General features: G+C 72.9%; 18 protein-coding genes. 10 read left to right on the top strand and 8 right to left on the bottom strand.

Annotated elements, in window-relative coordinates:
• The first annotated feature begins 27 nt into the window (after positions 1 to 27).
• Both ACH4SP_RS01470 and ACH4SP_RS01465 read left to right on the top strand, forming a co-directional pair.
• Positions 28 to 1254 (top strand): alkene reductase, encoded by a 1227-nt coding sequence (locus ACH4SP_RS01470; protein ID WP_398408138.1) that lies wholly within the window; start codon positions 28 to 30, stop codon positions 1252 to 1254.
• 53 nt (positions 1255 to 1307) lie between these two features.
• On the top strand, positions 1308 to 2360 hold the full coding sequence (locus ACH4SP_RS01465) for an NAD-dependent epimerase/dehydratase family protein (RefSeq protein WP_398408137.1): 1053 nt from the start codon (positions 1308 to 1310) through the stop codon (positions 2358 to 2360).
• Between the two features lie 53 nt (positions 2361 to 2413).
• On the opposite strand, the gene ACH4SP_RS01460 is transcribed toward ACH4SP_RS01465, so the two are convergent.
• Both ACH4SP_RS01460 and ACH4SP_RS01455 read right to left on the bottom strand, forming a co-directional pair.
• Complete coding sequence (locus ACH4SP_RS01460; RefSeq protein WP_398408136.1) at positions 2414 to 3526, bottom strand: sensor histidine kinase; 1113 nt, start codon at positions 3524 to 3526, stop codon at positions 2414 to 2416.
• A gap of 4 nt (positions 3527 to 3530) precedes the next feature.
• Positions 3531 to 4304: a response regulator transcription factor gene (locus ACH4SP_RS01455; RefSeq protein WP_398408135.1), complete on the bottom strand. Its 774-nt coding sequence runs from the start codon at positions 4302 to 4304 to the stop codon at positions 3531 to 3533.
• A 133-nt stretch (positions 4305 to 4437) separates the two neighbouring features.
• Between ACH4SP_RS01455 and ACH4SP_RS01450 the strand changes: the two genes are divergently transcribed.
• The 3 genes from ACH4SP_RS01450 to ACH4SP_RS01440 are packed head-to-tail and all read left to right on the top strand — an operon-like array spanning position 4438 to position 6487.
• Positions 4438 to 5178, top strand: a complete 741-nt coding sequence (locus ACH4SP_RS01450; RefSeq protein WP_398409480.1) for a glycosyltransferase family 2 protein — start codon at positions 4438 to 4440, stop codon at positions 5176 to 5178.
• 32 nt (positions 5179 to 5210) lie between these two features.
• Complete coding sequence (locus tag ACH4SP_RS01445) at positions 5211 to 5849, top strand: DUF2064 domain-containing protein (protein WP_398409477.1); 639 nt, start codon at positions 5211 to 5213, stop codon at positions 5847 to 5849.
• Positions 5846 to 6487, top strand: coding sequence for a class I SAM-dependent methyltransferase (locus ACH4SP_RS01440; RefSeq protein WP_398408134.1), 642 nt, complete (start codon positions 5846 to 5848; stop codon positions 6485 to 6487). Before ACH4SP_RS01445 ends, ACH4SP_RS01440 begins: the two co-directional genes overlap by 4 nt.
• Before the next feature lie 44 nt (positions 6488 to 6531).
• Here the strand turns inward: ACH4SP_RS01440 and ACH4SP_RS01435 are convergent, their stop codons facing one another.
• Both ACH4SP_RS01435 and ACH4SP_RS01430 read right to left on the bottom strand, forming a co-directional pair.
• Positions 6532 to 7059 (bottom strand): hypothetical protein, encoded by a 528-nt coding sequence (locus tag ACH4SP_RS01435; RefSeq protein WP_398408133.1) that lies wholly within the window; start codon positions 7057 to 7059, stop codon positions 6532 to 6534.
• On the bottom strand, positions 7059 to 8177 hold the full coding sequence (locus tag ACH4SP_RS01430) for a molybdopterin-dependent oxidoreductase (protein WP_398409475.1): 1119 nt from the start codon (positions 8175 to 8177) through the stop codon (positions 7059 to 7061). Before ACH4SP_RS01430 ends, ACH4SP_RS01435 begins: the two co-directional genes overlap by 1 nt.
• 228 nt (positions 8178 to 8405) lie before the next feature.
• On the opposite strand from ACH4SP_RS01430, the gene ACH4SP_RS01425 reads away from it, so the two are divergent.
• A complete protein-coding gene (locus tag ACH4SP_RS01425; protein WP_398408132.1) occupies positions 8406 to 10007 on the top strand; it encodes a glycosyltransferase 87 family protein in 1602 nt (533 codons plus the stop codon).
• On the opposite strand, the gene ACH4SP_RS01420 is transcribed toward ACH4SP_RS01425, so the two are convergent.
• The gene (locus ACH4SP_RS01420) at positions 9986 to 10297 is read right to left on the bottom strand and encodes a hypothetical protein (protein ID WP_398408131.1); all 312 of its coding nucleotides are present in this window, start codon (positions 10295 to 10297) and stop codon (positions 9986 to 9988) included. The genes ACH4SP_RS01425 and ACH4SP_RS01420 overlap by 22 nt on opposite strands.
• Before the next feature lie 178 nt (positions 10298 to 10475).
• On the opposite strand from ACH4SP_RS01420, the gene ACH4SP_RS01415 reads away from it, so the two are divergent.
• Positions 10476 to 11330, top strand: coding sequence for an NmrA family NAD(P)-binding protein (locus tag ACH4SP_RS01415; RefSeq protein WP_398408130.1), 855 nt, complete (start codon positions 10476 to 10478; stop codon positions 11328 to 11330).
• Between the two features lie 79 nt (positions 11331 to 11409).
• Positions 11410 to 11793: a VOC family protein gene (locus ACH4SP_RS01410; protein WP_398408129.1), complete on the top strand. Its 384-nt coding sequence runs from the start codon at positions 11410 to 11412 to the stop codon at positions 11791 to 11793.
• A 317-nt stretch (positions 11794 to 12110) separates the two neighbouring features.
• On the opposite strand, the gene ACH4SP_RS01405 is transcribed toward ACH4SP_RS01410, so the two are convergent.
• The 3 genes from ACH4SP_RS01405 to ACH4SP_RS01395 all read right to left on the bottom strand — a co-directional run bounded on the left by ACH4SP_RS01405 (position 12111) and on the right by ACH4SP_RS01395 (position 14814).
• Positions 12111 to 12845 carry a GNAT family N-acetyltransferase gene (locus tag ACH4SP_RS01405; RefSeq protein ID WP_398408128.1) on the bottom strand — a complete coding sequence of 245 codons (735 nt, stop codon included), beginning with the start codon at positions 12843 to 12845 and terminating at the stop codon, positions 12111 to 12113.
• Between the two features lie 62 nt (positions 12846 to 12907).
• Complete coding sequence (locus tag ACH4SP_RS01400) at positions 12908 to 13885, bottom strand: class I SAM-dependent methyltransferase (RefSeq protein WP_398408127.1); 978 nt, start codon at positions 13883 to 13885, stop codon at positions 12908 to 12910.
• A gap of 50 nt (positions 13886 to 13935) precedes the next feature.
• Entirely contained in the window at positions 13936 to 14814 is an 879-nt protein-coding gene (locus tag ACH4SP_RS01395; protein WP_398408126.1) for a GNAT family N-acetyltransferase, read from the bottom strand.
• A 433-nt stretch (positions 14815 to 15247) separates the two neighbouring features.
• On the opposite strand from ACH4SP_RS01395, the gene ACH4SP_RS01390 reads away from it, so the two are divergent.
• Entirely contained in the window at positions 15248 to 16141 is an 894-nt protein-coding gene (locus ACH4SP_RS01390; protein ID WP_398408125.1) for an SDR family NAD(P)-dependent oxidoreductase, read from the top strand.
• On the top strand, positions 16138 to 16959 hold the full coding sequence (locus tag ACH4SP_RS01385) for a GNAT family N-acetyltransferase (protein ID WP_398408124.1): 822 nt from the start codon (positions 16138 to 16140) through the stop codon (positions 16957 to 16959). Before ACH4SP_RS01390 ends, ACH4SP_RS01385 begins: the two co-directional genes overlap by 4 nt.
• Positions 16960 to 17000: the final 41 nt, after the last annotated feature.

Genomic DNA, 17000 nt, shown 5'->3' with positions numbered 1-17000 from the left:
ACTGGTGTCAACTTCTACCGTACGGACATGACGAACACGACAGCAGCCACCCTCACACGGCCCGCCACCTCTCCCTCCTCCCTCTCCTCCCTCTCTCCCCTTTCTTCCCGCCTCTTCGAGCCCACCCGCCTCGGCCCCCTCGCCCTCCCCAACCGCCTCGTCATGGCCCCCCTGACCCGCAACCGCGCAGCCGCCGACGGCACCCCGCTCCCGCTGATGGCCACCTACTACGCCCAGCGGGCCACCGCGGGCCTGATCATCGCCGAGGCCTCCCGGCCGAACGCGGTGAGCCAGACGTACGCCAACACCGCCGGCATCCACACCGCCTCCCATGTCGAGGGCTGGCGTCGCGTGACGGACGCGGTACGGGCCGAGGGCGGCCGGATGTTCCTCCAGATCCAGCACGGCGGACGGGTCGGCCACCCCGAGAACAGCGGCCACACCCCGCTCGCCCCCTCTGCCGTCCCGCTCCCGGACACCATCCACACGGCCACCGGCCACCAACCGGCCGTCGTACCGCGGGAGATGACCCCCGCCGACATCCGCACCACCGTCGCCGACTTCGCCGAAGCGGCCCGCAAGGCGATCGAAGCGGGCTTCGAAGGGGTCGAGGTGCACGGCGCCAACGGCTACCTCCTGCACCAGTTCCTCAGCCGGAACACCAACCTCCGCACCGACGAGTACGGCGGCCCCGCAGCCCACCGCATCCGCTTCGTCGTGGAGGTCGTCCGGGCCGTGGCCGAGGCGATCGGCCCCGAGCGGGTCGGCGTACGGCTGTCCCCAGGCCTCACCGTCAACGGCATCGTCGAGGGCGACACCGACGACATCTACCCGCCCCTCGTCGCCGCCCTCGCGGACCTGGGCGGCCTCGCGTACCTCCACCTCGTGTACGCCGACCCCGACGCACCCCTCTTCCAGCACATCCGCGCCAACTGGCCCGGAACCCTGATCGCCAACCCGATGCTCCCGGCCGACCGGATCCCGGCCGACGGCGGCCGCCGCGAGGCCGAACGCCTCCTGGCAGCGGGCGCCGATCTGATCGCCCTGGGCCGCCCGTTCCTGGCCAACCCCGACCTGGTCGAGCGCCTGCGCACCGCCGCGCCCGTCAATCCCGTACGGGACAAGGGTCTGATGTACGTGGGCGGAGAGCTGGGCTACACGGACTATCCGACGCTGGCGGCCCCCGCGGTGGATGCGGCAGGTGCGGCAGGTGCGGCAGGCGCGGCGGGTGCGGCACTTCTTACGGTGCGGTGACGTGCGCGCGTGCCCGGTGGGCGGGGCGGCCCGCGGGCCCTAGCGTCGGTGCCATGCGTGTACTTGTGACTGGCGGAGCGGGCTTCATCGGCTCGCACATCGTCGAACGACTGATCTCCGAAGGCCACGACCCGGTGGTGCTGGACGCCCTGCTTCCGGCCGCACACCCCACCCGGCCGGTACCGCCCGATGGCGTCGAGTGGGTGCACGCGGACGTGCGGGACGCGGCGGCCGTGCGGCGGGTGCTGCGCGGTGCGGACGCGGTGTGCCACCAGGCGGCGATGGTGGGACTCGGCAAGGACTTCGCGGACGCGCCCGCCTACGTGGGCTGCAACGACCTGGGGACGGCGGTGCTGTTCGCCGAGATGGCCGGGGCCGGGGTGGACCGGCTGGTGCTGGCCGGGTCGATGGTCGTGTACGGGGAGGGGCGCTACGACTGCCCCCTGCACGGCACGGTACGCCCCGGACCGCGCGCGGCGGACCAGCTGGAGGCCGGGCGGTTCGAGCCGCAGTGCCCCAGCTGCGGAGCGGAGTTGGCACCGGGGCTCGTGGCGGAGGACGCGCCGACCGATCCGCGCAACGTGTACGCCACCACCAAGCTGGCCCAGGAACATCTGGCGGCGGCCTGGGCGCGTGCGACCGGCGGCCGGGCCGTGTCCCTGCGCTACCACAACGTGTACGGCCCCGGCATGCCCCGCGACACCCCCTACGCGGGCGTGGCCTCCCTCTTCCGCTCGGCGCTGGCCAGGGGCGAGGCGCCCCGGGTCTTCGAGGACGGCGGCCAGCGGCGGGACTTCGTCCACGTGAGGGACGTGGCCGCGGCCAACGCCCTGGCCCTGGAGTCGCTCGGCGCACGTGCCCCGGCCGCGCTCACGGCGTACAACGTGGGCAGCGGCGACCCGCACACGGTCGGCGAGATGGCCACGGCCCTCGCGGCGGCGCACGGAGGCAAACAGCCGGTCGTCACGGGGGAGTTCAGACTGGGGGACGTACGCCACATCACGGCGGACTCGGCGCGGCTGCGGGCGGAACTGGGCTGGCGGCCCGAGACGGACTTCGCGGCGGGGATGGCGGGCTTCGCGCTGAGCGGACTGCGCGGGGAGTGAGGCGGGGCCCCGGCTCGGTCCCGGCCCCGGTCCCGGCCCCGGTCCTGGCCCCGTTACGCGGTCGCGGCCGGGAGGGTGACCTCGAAGCGGCAGCCGCCCGCCACGTTGTGGACCTCAGCCCGGCCCGAGTGCGCCTCGACGATGCCCCGCACGATGGCCAGGCCGAGCCCCGCCCCGGCCGGCGGGGTCCTGGCCGCCGAGCCGCGCCAGCCGGTGTCGAAGACCCGGGGCAGATCCTCCTGCGGGATGCCGCCGCAGCCGTCGGTGACGGAGAGGACCACGGTGTCGGCGAGGCGTTCGGCGGCGACGGCCACGGTGCCGTCGGCCGGAGTGTGCCGGATCGCGTTGACCAGGAGGTTGGCCAGCACCCTGGTCATCTCCTTGCCGTCCACCTCGACCGGGACGGCGTCGACCCGGTCCCCGACCAGATGCACCCCGTGCTCCCTGGCGAGCGGGTCCGCGCCTTCGAGCACGTCCCCGACCAGGTCGTACACCGAGATGCGGGCGCGTACCAGGGCGAGCGCCCCGGCGTGGATGCGGGAGAGCTCGAACAGGTCGCCGACCATCGCGTTGAGCCGGTCCACCTCGGTGCGGATCTGCCGGTGGTAGCGGGCCGTGTCCTGTACGACCCCGTCCTCCAGCGCCTCCGACATGGCGCGCAGTCCGGCCAGCGGAGTGCGCAGGTCGTGCGAGATCCAGGCGACCAGCTCGCGTCTGGACGCCTCCAGGGCGCGTTCGCGCTGCCGGGACGCGGCCAGCCGCTCGCCGGTGGCTGCCAGCTCCGCGCTGAGCGCGGCCAGTTCGGCGGGGGACGGACCCGGGGGTGCGACGAAGCTGCCGCCGTTCCCGAACTCCCTTGCGGCCAGGGCCAGTCGGCGGGTGTGCACGACGAGGCGGCGGCCGAGCAGGAGTGCGGTGGGCAGGGACACCACCGCCGTCATCGCGACGACCAGGGTGACCACGGAGAGGTCGTGGGCGGACAGGAACATCGCCTGGGCGACGGCGAGGGTCCCCGCGAGCATCGCGGTGACCGCCACCGCGGCGACGACGGTGAGCGAGACGGCGATCGAGCGGCGCCGCAGCAGATGCAGGACGACGGCGCCCAGCAGCCCGGCCCCGGCCGCGCCGAGGAAGGCGTAGAGGGCGATGAGCAGGATGTCGTTCACGGCGTCAGTCCTCGGGAAGTGGGTCTTCTGGAGCGGGAAGCGGGTCTTCTGGACCGGGAATCGGGTCGAAGCGGTATCCGGCGCCCCAGACGGTCTGAATGAGCCGGGGCCTGGCCGGATCGTCCTCCACCTTGCTCCGCAGTCGCCGCACGTGGACGGTGACCGTGGAGAGGTCGCCGAACTCCCACCCCCACACCTCCTGCATCAGCTGCTCCCGGCCGCAGACCTGCCCCGGATGCCGGAGGAAGTGCACGAGCAGGTCGAACTCCCGCAGGGTGAGGGCGAGTTCACGGCCGTCCTTGGCGGCGCGGCGGGCCACCGGGTCCACCTCAAGGCCCGAGACCCGCAGCGGCGGTCCCGGCGTCGGCGCGTGGGCCGCCCGGCGCAGCACCGACTCGACGCGGAGCACCAGCTCCCGCGGGCTGAACGGCTTGGTGACGTAGTCGTCCGCGCCGACCTCCAGACCGAGGATCCGCTCCTCCTCGCCGCTGCGCGCGGTCAGCATGATCACCGGAACGGGCCCGCGGGCCCGCAGCCTCCGGCAGACCTGGAGACCGTCCATGCCGGGCAGCATCAGGTCGAGGACGACCAGGTCGGGCCAGTGCCGCTCGGCCGCCCCGAGCGCGCCGGGGCCGTCGGCGGCCCGGTCCACCGTGAAACCCGCACGCTCCAGGTAGCCCGTGACCACCTCGGCCACCGTCGGGTCGTCGTCCACGACCAGGACCCTCCGCGCGTTCTGCCTGTGCTCCCGCATGTGCTCCTGCCTGTGCTCCTGCATGTCCTCAGCCTCGCACTCCGGCCCGCCGCAGCGGCACCCGCGCACCCTGGGACGGGGCCGACGTCCGCGTTTCGTAAGGTCTCGGAGCCCCGATCGGCCGCCCCTGGTTCATACGGTGGACGGCGTGACCGACTTGAACCCCTCAGCGGCGGAGCGGACGGCCCTCACGGGCTCCGTGGACGTCGTACTGCCCTGCCTGGACGAAGCGGGCGCCCTGCCCTGGGTGCTGGAACGCGTTCCGCCGCTCTGGCGCGCGATCGTCGTCGACAACGGCTCCACCGACGGCTCGGCGGAACTCGCCCGCTCGCTCGGCGCCACCGTGGTGACCGAAACCCGGCGGGGCTTCGGCGCCGCCTGCCACGCCGGGCTGCTCGCGGCGACCGCCGACGTCGTCTGCTTCTGCGACTGCGACGCCTCGCTCGACCCGGGGCTGCTGCTCCCCTTCGCCGCCCAAGTGGCCTCGGGGGAAGCCGACCTGGTACTCGGACGGCGGCGCCCGCAGGGACGGGGGGCCTGGCCGCCGCACGCCCGGGCGGGAAACCTGGCCCTCGCCCGGATGCTCCGCCGCAGGACCGGGCTGCGGCTGCACGACCTGGGGCCGATGCGTGCCGCACGGCGCGCGGAACTGCTGGCCCTCGGCCTCACCGACCGGCGCAGCGGATACCCGCTCCAGATGGTGGTGCGGGCGGCGGACGCGGGCTGGCGGGTGCGGGAGCGGGACGTGCCGTATCTGCCGCGGTCCGGGAAGTCGAAGGTCACGGGCACCTGGCGGGGCACGTGGCAGGCGGTACGGGACATGCGCAAGGTCCTCGCGGAGGCACCGGCGGCCGTGCGGGAGGCCGATGCTGCGGCCGGGCGGGAGGGGTCGCGATGAATGGCGCGACGAACGGCGCGATGAACGGCGCGATGAACGGCCCGCTCACCCTGCTCGTCATCGCCAAGGAGCCGCTGCCCGGCCGGGTGAAGACCCGGCTCACCCCGCCGTTCACCTCCGTCGAGGCGGCCCGGCTGGCCGAGGCGTCCCTCGCCGACACCCTCCAGGCGGTACGTGACACCCCGGCCGACCGTCGGGTGCTGGTCCTCGACGGCAGCCCCGGACCCTGGCTGCCGCCCGGCTTCGAGGTGAGACCGCAGTGCGCGGGCGGCCTCGACGCCCGGCTGGCCGACGCCTTCGCCGGATGCACGGGGCCCGCGCTGCTGATCGGCATGGACACTCCGCAGGTGACACCCCAACTCCTGGCACAGGCAAGCGAGTTCGCCGACGCGGACGCGTGGTTCGGGCCCGCCGACGACGGCGGGTTCTGGGCGCTGGGGCTGGCCGAGCCCGACCCGGAACTGCTGCGCGGAGTGCCCATGTCCGTACCGCACACCGGTGCGGTCCAGCGGCGCAGGCTGAGCGGAGCGGGGCTCCGCGTGCGCGACCTTCCCGTGCTCCGGGACGTGGACACCGCGGCCGACGCGCGGGCGGTGGCCGCCATGGTTCCCCGCAGCCGCTTCGGCCGCCTGCACGCGGAACTCGCCACCACCGCGGCGGGCTCCCGGTGAGCGTGCCGGCCTGGCGGGCCGAACCGTACCGGGACGCGCTGCTCGCCGGTCGCGGACCGCTCTTCCTGCGCCGCGACGACGGGTGGCTGCTGCCGCTGGAGGTGGAGCGCTGGTGCGCGCCGCCCGACAGCGCCGACACCACCGTGCTGGCCCGCTGCCGAGGAACGGTGCTCGACGTCGGCTGCGGCCCGGGGCGCTTGGTGGTGGCCCTCGCAGAGCTGGGCCGGGTCGCTCTCGGCCTCGACGTGAGCCGGGAGGCGGTCGCCCGCACGGAACGGGAGGGCGGGGCCGCGCTGTGCCGCTCCGTCTTCGACCCGCTGCCGGGCGGCGGACGCTGGGACACCGTCCTGCTGATGGACGGCAACATCGGCATCGGCGGCGACCCCGCCGCCCTGCTGGCCCGGATCGCCGAACTGACAGGGCCGAGCGGCATGTTGATCGTTGAAGTGGCCGAGCAGGACCTCGACGAGCGGGTAGAAGTACGGGTCGGCGACGGCCGAGGGGCGCTGGGGGAGTCGTTCCCCTGGGCGAGGATCGGCGACCGGGCCCTCCTCCGGTACGCCGGGGCGACGGGCTGGACGGCCGGAGACCACTGGCGGACGGCGGGCCGCCGGTTCCGCCAGCTGCACCACGGCTAGCGGGCTTGGCGGGCTGCACCGGGGCTGACGGCCCCGTCGACGGCTCAGTCGCCCCGTCGGCGCTTCAGAAGCTCTCGTGCACCTCGTGCACCTCGTGCACCTCGCATGCGTCGCACGTGGCGTACGTGTCGTACGCCGACAAGTACGCCCGTCGTGACCGCCACCGCTGCCAGGGCGACCAGCCAGCCCCGTACGTAATTCAACGGCAGCACCGATGAGTTGGCCGGGGTTCCGGGGCGCAGCAGCACCGGCAGGGCGACCAGGGTCAGACACCCCGCCACGATCAGGGCGCCGCGCACCGCCCCGTACGCCCGCAGGCGCGGTTCGCCAAGTCCGCCAAGTCGGCCCAGTCCGCCCAGTCGGCCCTGTCCACCGAGCCCGCCCAGCCCGCCGAGCAGCAGTCCGACGCCCAACACCACCGGTGCGATCAGTCCGTCGTGCGCCACGATCGCCCCGCCCACCCACAGCGCGACGCTCACGACGTCACCGGTGCCGACGGCCAGCGCCGCTCCGATCGCCATCAGGGCCACGCCCACGGCCCCGGCCGCCGTACGCCCGTATCCGGTGCGCATCACCGCACCTCCAGCCGGGCCACCCATTTGGTCTGCAGTACGCCCGGCCGGTTCGGCGCGATGATGCGTGCCGGGTAGCCGTGATCGGCGGACAGTACCTGCCCGTTGAGCGCGAGCGCGAGGAGGGTCAGGGGATCGTGGGCGTACTCGCTGCCCATGTCCATCACCCGGTAGGCGCCCTGCCGCTCCAGGGACTCCACCCGCAGCCGGGCACCGGGCGGCGCCCCGGCCCGCTCCAGCAGGTCCTTGATACGTACGCCGGTCCAGCGCGCGTTCTTGCTCCAGCCCTCGACGCAGGCGATCGGCAGCTCGACCTCGGTCTGCGGCAGGGCGCGCAGCTCGTCCAGACTCAGCCGGAAGGGGCGGGGCCCTGCGACCTCCAGCCGCCAGTCGGCCACTGCACGCACGGCGGGCAGTACCCCTGCCGCTGCGGCTGTCCGGTTCACCGGCAGGCCCTGCGGGCCGTGGTCGGGGTGGCGCGGCGCGAGCAGGTCGAGACCCTTGAGCGGGGTGAAGGACTGACCGACGGTGGTCACGGTGACCGCTCCGACCGCCGCCGCGAGCCCCAGTAGGAGCGACCGCCGGTCGGGCCCGGCGCCGTCGGCCGACAGGGCGACCGTCGCCTCCGCGCCGCGCCGCCAATGCGCCCTGATCCGGGGCCACTTGACCGCCAGGTGCAGCAGCAGCGCACCCGCCAGCAGCCAGGCCACCGCGAAGTGCACGGGCACGAAGGAGAACGGCCACGGATACCACTGCACCGTGTTCAGCAACCCGCTGAACAGCTGGAACGCCGTCGCTCCGACCAGCACCGCCACCGAGGCGCGCTCCAGCGCGTGCCGCACCGAGCGCACCGGCGGCCATACGAACAGCCGGGGATACACCGTCCACAGCTTCACCAGCAGCAGCGGAATCGCGGCGATGCCGCTCGCGACATGCAGCCCTTGGCTGAACCGGTACCCCCACACCGGCCGGCTCGGAGCGAGGTCCACCGCCCAGCCGGGCGGGTGCTGGAGGTAGTGGCTGACCAGCCCGGTGACGAAGCAGACGGCGACCGCGACGCCCAGCAGACGGCCCACGGAGACGGCCGTACGCGCGTCGTGCAGCCGCCCCGAGAACACGGGCGGAAACCGGCCGGCGAGCGCGGCGGGCAGCCGGACGGCGGGGAACCGGACGGCGGGGAACCGGCTTGTGGCGCGGCGACTCGGGCGCTCGGGAAGCGACGGTACGTTCATGCCTCCCATGACACCGCCGTCCCGCCCCGAACGGGCTCTGCGACTCCTTACGAATCGCGGACGTCGGGGGCGGCGGCAGGCCCCGGAGCCGTCCCCGCTGCCAGGCTGAACCGTGTGATCAGCCCCCGTACCCCGCTCGGTTCGCACGGTTCCGCCGCCGGACCGCCCCCTGTCCGCGCACGCACTGTGGCCCGCGCACGCACCGTGCTCGCGGCCGTCCTGCTGGCGGCCCTCACGACCGTCCTCGCGTTCACCGTTCGACACGACGGCTATCACGCAGATCCCGCGGGCCTGTCCTGGTGGTACGCGGCGTCCTGGCTGCTCTTCGCCGCCGCAGCCTGGGCCCTGCGCAAGGTCCCGGTCCGGCAGGCCGTCGTCCTCGTCCTGGTGGGTTCGGCAGCGGTGGCCGCCACCGGACTGGTCGCGCAGCCGCGCACCAGCACCGATGCCTACCGCTACGCCTGGGACGGCCGGGTGCAGGCGGCGGGCATCTCCCCGTACGACCACACCCCGGCCGACCCGGCGCTCGTCCCGCTCCGCGACGACTGGCTCTTCCCCACCGGCAGCGCGTGCGCGGGCCCCGACCGCGCACGCGTCCCGGCACCGGACGCGCCGGATGCACCGGACGCATCAGGCGTACCGGACAGGCCGACCGGACAGACCCACTGCACCCGCCTCAACCGCCCCACCGTGCACACGATCTACCCCCCGGTCGCCGAGGCGTACTTCTACGGCATCGAACAGCTCTCCCCGCCCGGCTCCCGCCTCAAGGTCTTCCAGATCGCGGGCGCCGCGCTCTCGGTCGCCGTCACGGCAGCCGCCCTGCGCATCCTGGCCCGCACCAGGTCCGGCCGCGGCGATCCCCGTACCGCCGTGTACTGGGCCTGGTGCCCTGCGGTCCCCGTCGAGGCGGTGAACAACGCTCATGTCGACGTCCTGGGCGTGCTGTTCACCGTGCTGGGCCTCGGCCTGGTGGCATCCCGCTCATCCCGGCCGTCCCGCTCATCCCGGCCGTCCCGCTCATCCCGGCCGTCCCGCTCATCCCGCTCGCCCCGCTCGTCCTGGCACCGGATCGGCGGGGGCGCGCTGCTCGGCGCGGCCGTCGCCACCAAGCTGATGCCCGCCATCGTCCTGCCGGGCGCGCTGTCGGGGGTGCGCCGGCTACGGGACGCGGCGGCGGTGCTGGTGCCGGCCGCCGTCGTCACTCTCCTCGCGTACCTCCCGTACGTCCTGGCCTCCGAGGCCTCGGTCCTCGGCTATCTGAGCGGCTACGTGGAGGAGGAGGGGTACGGAGACGCGGCGTCCCGCAACCGCTACGCGCTGCTGCGCCTGCTGCTGCCCGACGCGTGGGCGGTGCCCGCCCTGGTGCTGGGCATGCTGCTGGTGACCGCCCACGTGCTCTGGCGCGGCGACCCCGATCGCCCGTGGAACGGCGCCCTGTACGTGACCGGCACCGCCTTCCTCCTCCTCACCCCCGGCTACTCCTGGTACGCGCTGCTGCTTGTCGCACTGGTGGCCCTGAGCGGACGCTGGGAGTGGCTGACGGTTGCCGCGGCGGGAGCGGCCGCCTATGTGGCGGGCCGGGCAGTCGCCTCCCCGGGAACGGTGAGCACGACCGCCTACGCGTGCGCGGCCGCAGCCGTGCTGGTGGGCTGGGCATGGCGCCACAGATCCGTCCGCCCGTCAGCCGGGCCCTACGCCCCCGGCCGGTCGTGAACAGCGGGCCGTATTCGTACCACCTTCGCGTCCAGGTCCAGGTGGAAGGGAGGTTCTTCGGCCGGCCTGACGTTCTTGCGCACCCGTTCCTGCTCCAGGGCGCGCTTCTGGGCCTGCGCCGCGGGCGAGCCCTCCTGCAGTAAGTCCACACCGATGGACGAGAGGCCCTTGCGCCTGCGCCAGTAGATCCACCCCCGCTCCTCCGCCCACAACAGAACGCGATCCGCGAGAAACAGGACCGCGCCCACCACGCCGACGCCGACGACGACCTGCCACACCGTGCTCATCATGCTTGGTGAACTCCCAAGACCCGCCCGAACGTTCCCCTCCGGAAGCCGCTTCCCGACGTTCCCGCCAAGATCCCGATCAGGGTCCCGACCAAGGTCCCGATCTCCGGACAAGCGGAGGATGCCTCCGTTAATGTGGCGGGTGTCCATGAACGGCTTCTCGGATCCTGCGGGGGAACAGATGATTCTTGTGACGGGCGCGGCCGGCACCATCGGCCGGCACTTGATACAGGCGCTCACGGCGGCCGGCGCACCCTTCCGCGCCCTGGTGCGGGACGCGGCCAAGGGCAGGGAACTGGACTGCGACTTCGTGGTCGGGGACCTCGACGAACCAGCATCCGTGGCCGCTGCGTTGACCGGCGCGGACCGCCTCCTGCTCAACAGCGGTGGCGCGCTGCCCGTGGCGGGACAGCAGCCGATGGTCCGTCAGCAGATCGCGGCCGTGGACGCGGCACGGGCCGCCGGGGTCGCGCAGGTGGTGAAGGTGTCGGCGTGGCGGCCCGCCCCGCACGCGAAGCTGTCCGTGCGTGCGCACTGGGAGATCGAGCAGTACCTCAAGGCCTCCGGTCCGGGATGGGCGACGCTTCAGCCCACCGGCTACATGCAGAACTTCTTCACCGGCCAGGGCGGCTTCTCCCACGACACCACCCTGACCGGCCCGTACGGCACGGGCCGGGTGTCCTACATCGACGCCTACGACATCGCCGCCTGCGCCGCCGCACTGCTGACGGGCCCGCGGACCGTCGGCGGAACCTACCCGCTCACCGGTCCTGAGGCCCTGACGCACGAGGAGATCGCCGCGAAACTCGCCGTCCCGTTCCGCGACCAGCCGCCGCAGGAGGCGGCCGAGGGACTGCGGGCCCAGGGCCTGCCCGAATGGTTCGTGGACGACCTGCTGTGGCTCTACGCGGACTTGGCGTCCGGCGGTGTGTCCGAGGTGACGACGACGGTCCGGGACCTGACCGGACGCGAACCCCGCACGTTCGACGAATTCCTGACGGCGAACGACCGGACCGGTCACCACCCGGAGCGGTGACCGCCGGACCGGTCACCCCCACCCCGGACCGGGTGAACCGGCGCGATTGCGTTCCGCCGATACCGGCAAGGATCGCCCCGTGCTGAGAATCGGATCCGTAGTGATGGGCGTCTCGGACGTACCGCGCGCCACCGCCTTCTGGACGGCCGCGCTGGGGTACGTACCGCTGGAGGAGACGGAGGACGACTGGGTGGTCCTCGTGCCGGAGAAGGGCGGAGCGGGTGCGGCTGCCGGGCCGCAGCTGGCGCTGGGGCTCAGTGAGACGCCGGTGCAGGAGCATCCGCGCATTCATCTCGACCTCTACGCGGGCGATGCGGCCGCGCAGGCGGCCGAGGTCGAGCGGCTGATCGGGCTGGGGGCGCAGCGCGTCGAGTGGGACGCGTACCCGCCCGACGCCGACTTCGTCGTGCTCGCCGACACAGAGGGCAATCGCTTCTGCGTCATCGACACCGGGCGGGGGTGAGGCTGGGGGTGGGGATTTTCCTGCGGCGGGGGCGCCGTCGGGCGTGTTGAGGGTGTTGCGGAGAATGCCCGTACCCCCGTCCCACAGCCGTACCGTGCCATCGTCACCGGCGGTGGCCACCGTACGCCCGTCGCGTGTGAAGGACGAGGCGTCGTACTTCACACGGCCTTCCGCCAGCAGGGGTGGTGCCAGCGGCGACGGCCGGGCCGACGGAAGCACCGGCCGTGGCTTCCCGTGCATCGGCACTCACCTCCGAGAGAGGTATGCCGCATCGAGAGAGGCATGCGGCACGGTGTGCCGCAAACAGGCTGACGGTGCTACCCCCGGGGACTGTCACCCGGGCCCGGGTCCGTCGCCAGGCGGGCGTGGAGGTGTTCGTCGTGGTACTGGCCGTCGCCGAAGCGGTACGAGGCGCGGAGGGTTCCCTCGGCGGGGAAGCCGCAGCGTTGGGCGACCCGGCAGGAGGCCTCGTTCTCGACGGCGTGGGCGACTTCGAGGCGGCGGACGTCGGCGGTACGGAAGGCCCAGTCGGTGGCGGCGAGGGTCGCCTTGGTGGCCAGGCCCCGGCCGCGGGCGGCGGGCAGGAGCCAGTAACCGATCATTCCCAGGCCGTCCGAGCGGTCGGTCCAGCGGACGGTGAGGGCGCCGAGGAGGGTGGGGGAGGCGGCGTCGGTGGTTGTGTTGTTCGTGTTCGTGCTGGCTGTGCTGTCCGAGGCTTTCGTGCTGTCCGAGTTGTTCGTGCTGTCAGGGTCGCCTTCGAGGAGCGCGAAGGTGGCGAGGGTGCCTGCCGACCAGGCCTTGGCGCGCGTTTCGAGCCACTTGGTGGCGGCTTCGTGGTCTGCTGTGGGCAGAGGGTTCCAGAGGGCTATCTGCGGGTCCGCAGCAGCGGCGAGCAGCCCGTCGAGCAGGGTCGGCGAGTCGAGGTCCTGGAGGCTCCACGGGCGCAGCCGTGCGTCGCCGAGGCCGAGCGTGGTGGGGACGAAGGCGCGTGGGTCGGCAGCCGCCGACGGCGTGGCGGGCACGGTGGACGCGGCAGGTGTGGAGGTGCTCATGCAGCCCATTCTTAGCGGGAGTTAGAAACTCGGCGCCAGTGATTTTCCGGCGAAGGACCTGCTCAGGGGATGGGGGAGAGGGGGGAGGCGGGGTGGGTGGGGTGGTGGGCCGGTGTTTCTGGGGCTGCCGTGGCGATCACGATGAACTCTCCGTCCCCCGCACCCACCGGTTCGCGTCGCCAACCGCCGTGGATGCGGTCGACGGTGAAGCCCGCCGTGCGGAGGGAGTCGCGGATCTCGGTTTCGGTGCGGAAGCGGAGCGTGGCGGTGCTCAGCAGTTCCTCGCGGGGGACTGTCGCACGGTCCACGTGCTGGGATTCTCGTTGTTCTGCCGGGGGCGGGAAGGCGTAGTGGTGGGTGAAGGTCACCGTGCAGCCGCCATTGCGAAACTCGGTCACTTCAGTCCCTTCGGTCCAGACTTCGACCGTGCGGCCGTCCGGCAGCGTGACGTGGTGCCGCGAGTCGACCGGGTTCCAGCGCTCCCAGCGGCGGTCCGCCGGATCGCGGGATTCGAAGACGAGCCGGCCGCCGGGGACGAGTGCGCGGCGCAGGTCGGCGAGGGTCCTGGCCCACTCGTCGTCCTCGACGAAGAACTGCGCGACATGGGCCGTCATGACCGCCACGTCGTAGGAAGCGTCGGGGCCCGGCGGGTTGTCCGAGAGGTCAGAGGACGTGCCTTCGACCCAACTCACCCTCTCCGCACCCGGCTTGGCGCGCGCTGCGGCGAGTGATGCCCGTGCCGGGTCGACGCCCGTGACCGTGTGCCCGGCCGCTGCGAGGGCGAGGGTGAGTCTTCCCGTACCGCAGCCGAGGTCGAGTACGCGTGCGCCGCCCGGGGTCTCGGCCGGGGCCTCGTCGACGAGAGTGAGGAAGAGGTCGTCGTCGCGGCCCCAGGTGCTCTCGGCGTCGTAGATCTGGACGAGGAGGGGGTGGCGGAATTCCGCCTGCAGGGACGCGTTCGGCAGGGACGCGTCCGGCAGGGACGCGTCCGGCAGGGACGCGCTCGGCAGGGACGAGTTCGGCAGGGACGCGTCCGGCATTACCGCCTCCGGCAGGGCCCTGTCCGGCACTGCAGGTCTCGCTGTCGGCATCAGAGGAAGCGTCCGCTCGGCAGGTACGGGGCCGGGGTCTCCATCCCGCGCAGGGCCAGATAGCCGTCCTGGCCCAGGTCGAGGCGGGCGGTGAGGCCGACGTCCACCGCCCATTGGTTGGAGGCGGTGATGGCGTAGGTGACGAGGGTGCGTTGCGGGGCGAGGGGCGCCGAGGCCAGTGTCTCCCAGAGCAACTTCTGTGCCGTGGCGGGGTGTTGGGCGGCGAGGAGATGGGCTCGGCCGCCTGCCTCCGTGTAGACGTACCCCCGCCTGCCGTTCTGGCCGGTGGACACGATCAGACGCAGTGTCTCCAGCATGTGGAGGTGGTCGGGCCCTCGTCCGGCCCCGCGTACCTCCCGGTCGAGGCGGTCCATCCACTCGATGTCGTCGGCCCCGCCCTCCCGCAGCCCTGTGACGGCGGGGAGCGTCGTACGGTCGACCGTGCCGGACAGGCCCATCAGGGGTTGCAGCGTGAACCCCGCCTGCCAGTAGCGGCGGGTCGCACCGGGGTGCACGGTCGAGATGAAGATGCCCCGGCGGTCGCCGGCGTGCGCCAGTACGGCGTCCATCAGGCGCTTTCCGACGCCCTTGCCCTGGAGGTCGGGCAGTACGCCGTACGTCAGCAGGAACCACAGGTCCTCGCGGTTCTGCGAGAGGGCGAAGCCGACGACCCGTTCCTCGGCGGGGCCGTCCACCGCCACCCAGCAGCCCTCCGGGTCCGTGGCGAGGAAGTGGCCCATCCGGACGATCCACTCCGCGGACTCCACCGGTGAACGGGGCTTTGGCTCCGGCTCGTTGGCCCGCCGGGAGCTCCGGTTGCCCTCCAGGAACGTCACCGCCGACGCGCGCTCCGCGGACGGGAGGTCGCTCTCCCGCATGCGCCTTACTCGTACAGAATCAGAATCCCTGGGCTCCATCGGCCGAAGGTATCCATGCAGGCCCTTCCCCGGCACGCGAGTTTCCCCGGTTCCGGTCCGGCCGGTGGCAGGCCGTCATCAGCGCGTCAGGGAAGTGCGGGAGTTCTTGCCGGGGCGTGGGCGGGCCGGTTTCATGAGGGCATGAACAGCGCGTGGCTCCTTCTCGATCGGCCGCCCCATCCGGGGTACGGCCGGTCGCCCCGCTGCTCGTAGGTGAGAACACCGCGCCCTTACCAGGTCGGCGCGCTGTTGCTCCCTCGCTCACGCCCAGGGATGCCGTGAAGAGTTCCGGCATCCCTGGGCCGGGTGTTTTCTCCTGGTATTTCCACCCCGGCTATCGACAGTTCCTCGCTCGATAGTTCTCGACAGTTCCTCGACAACCTCTGGATGAATCATGGCTGTTGCCACGCTCGCCTCCCGTACCGTTCTTGTGACCGGCGCCACCTCGGGCATCGGTCTGGAGACCGCCCGACAGCTCGCCGAACGCGGAGCGGTGGTGCTGGTGCACGGCCGTACGGCCGAAGAGGCACGGGCCGCTGTCGACCGCGTCATCGCCCTGTCGGCCGATGTGCAGGGCGCTCAACTCCGCGCCGTGTCCGCCGACTTCGCCCACCTCGACGAGGTCGCCGAGCTGGCCCACACCGTCGTCGCGGAGTATCCGCGCCTCGACGTGCTCGTCAACAACGCCGCGACCGCCGCACCGGAGCGGTACACCCTCACCGACGACGGCAACGAGATCGCCTTCCAGGTCAACTTCCTCGCCCACTACCTGCTGACCTGCCTGCTCGAACCCGTCCTCACCGCCGCCCCGGACGGTGGGCGGGTCGTCAACGTCTCGTCCTCCCTGCACCGCACGGCCGCCATCCAGTGGGCGGACCCCAACCGGGCCCGCCGCTACTCCCGGCTCGCCGCGTACGCGCAGTCGCAGCTGGCGCTGACGGTGTTCGCCGCGGACCCCCGGGTCTCCGCGGTCTCCGTCCACCCGGGCGTGTGCGAGACGGAGTTGCTGCCGCTGTACGCACACGACGGGGCAACCGCCGCGGAGGGCGCCACCCACGTCGTACGCCTCTGTGACCCGGCGACCGAGATCGTCAACGGGGCCTACTACGAGCGGGCCGAACGGGTCCAGCCGGCCGCTGCGGCCACCGAGGAGCGCACCGTCAAGCGGCTCAACAAGCTCGCGGACCGCATGGTCGGCATGAGTGGCACAGCCGGCGTGAACGGCATGGGTGGGATGAGTGGCATGAGCGGAAACGGTGCGGAAGGCGCGGAGGGCGGGGCGCGGTGATCGAGCTGAAAGCACATCAACTTCCTTCGCTCACCCCGTGGTTCCCCGCAGGGGTGCCCGGTCCCACCAGCGTCGGCGAGCACGCCCTCGCCACCGGGGTCGGCGAGTGGTGGGCCGACCGGGTGAGAGAGCCGCAGGCGCTCGCGGTGTCCGTCGCCGGGCACGTCCTGCTGCGGGGGCAGCCCGCCGCCCTGACCCCGGAGGAACTGGCGCCGCTCGCCGGTTCGTACGTCGACGCCCCGGCCCGCTTCCTGCCGCTGCTCGGCGCCGCGTTCCCGAAGCTGTGTCCGTGGGAGCGGATGGTCTGGACGCAGCAGACCGCACCGGCTCCCACGGTGCTTCCCCGTGGCGTGCGGATCCGCAGGCTGGAGCCTGCCGACACCGAAGCCGTGGCTGACCTCGGTGTCAACGCCGCCTGGATTCACGCCAGTTGGGGAGGACCCTTCGGGCTGTGCGCCTCCGGGCACGGTTGGGCCGCGGTCGACCGGGGCGGCACGGTGCTGACCATCGCCTGCTCGTACTTCCGGGGGCAGCGGTACGAGGACGTCGCCGCGCTCACCACGCCTGACTACCGTCGGCACCGCCTGGCCCTGGCCTGCGTCACCGCGCTGTGCGCCGACATCCGGGCGCGCGGGCGGACCCCGGCCTGGAACTGCTCGACCCTCAACAAGCCGAGCCGCCTGCTCGCCTGGAGCGCGGGATTCCGGCTGGTCCACGAGTACGTGCACTACGCGACCGGGGCACCGGCACCGGCACCGGCTCCAGCACCAGCACCGACACCGGCCGGGGCGTCGCGGTCAGGAGTGCTGCAGTCCTGACCGGGCGACCCCGACCGGACGACGGACGCGGCCGGTGCACC

Source organism: Streptomyces sp. NPDC021093 (assembly GCF_044333135.1).
Classification (GTDB): domain Bacteria; phylum Actinomycetota; class Actinomycetes; order Streptomycetales; family Streptomycetaceae; genus Streptomyces.
Note: the sequence above shows the minus strand (reverse complement) of the source record. Positions and strands in the feature narration are given on the sequence as shown.

What these genes read in the sequence shown, in the direction of transcription:
- ACH4SP_RS01435 (WP_398408133.1), bottom strand. Translation starts at nt 7,059, where the DNA reads ATGCGCACCGGATACGGGCGTACGGCGGCCGGGGCCGTGGGCGTGGCC.
- ACH4SP_RS01415 (WP_398408130.1), top strand. Translation starts at nt 10,476, where the DNA reads ATGATTCTTGTGACGGGCGCGGCCGGCACCATCGGCCGGCACTTGATA.
- ACH4SP_RS01465 (WP_398408137.1), top strand. Translation starts at nt 1,308, where the DNA reads ATGCGTGTACTTGTGACTGGCGGAGCGGGCTTCATCGGCTCGCACATC.
- ACH4SP_RS01405 (WP_398408128.1), bottom strand. Translation starts at nt 12,845, where the DNA reads ATGAGCACCTCCACACCTGCCGCGTCCACCGTGCCCGCCACGCCGTCG.
- ACH4SP_RS01390 (WP_398408125.1), top strand. Translation starts at nt 15,248, where the DNA reads ATGGCTGTTGCCACGCTCGCCTCCCGTACCGTTCTTGTGACCGGCGCC.
- ACH4SP_RS01470 (WP_398408138.1), top strand. Translation starts at nt 28, where the DNA reads ATGACGAACACGACAGCAGCCACCCTCACACGGCCCGCCACCTCTCCC.
- ACH4SP_RS01455 (WP_398408135.1), bottom strand. Translation starts at nt 4,304, where the DNA reads ATGCAGGAGCACAGGCAGGAGCACATGCGGGAGCACAGGCAGAACGCG.
- ACH4SP_RS01420 (WP_398408131.1), bottom strand. Translation starts at nt 10,297, where the DNA reads ATGATGAGCACGGTGTGGCAGGTCGTCGTCGGCGTCGGCGTGGTGGGC.
- ACH4SP_RS01445 (WP_398409477.1), top strand. Translation starts at nt 5,211, where the DNA reads ATGAACGGCCCGCTCACCCTGCTCGTCATCGCCAAGGAGCCGCTGCCC.
- ACH4SP_RS01400 (WP_398408127.1), bottom strand. Translation starts at nt 13,885, where the DNA reads ATGCCGGACGCGTCCCTGCCGAACTCGTCCCTGCCGAGCGCGTCCCTG.
- ACH4SP_RS01395 (WP_398408126.1), bottom strand. Translation starts at nt 14,814, where the DNA reads ATGCGGGAGAGCGACCTCCCGTCCGCGGAGCGCGCGTCGGCGGTGACG.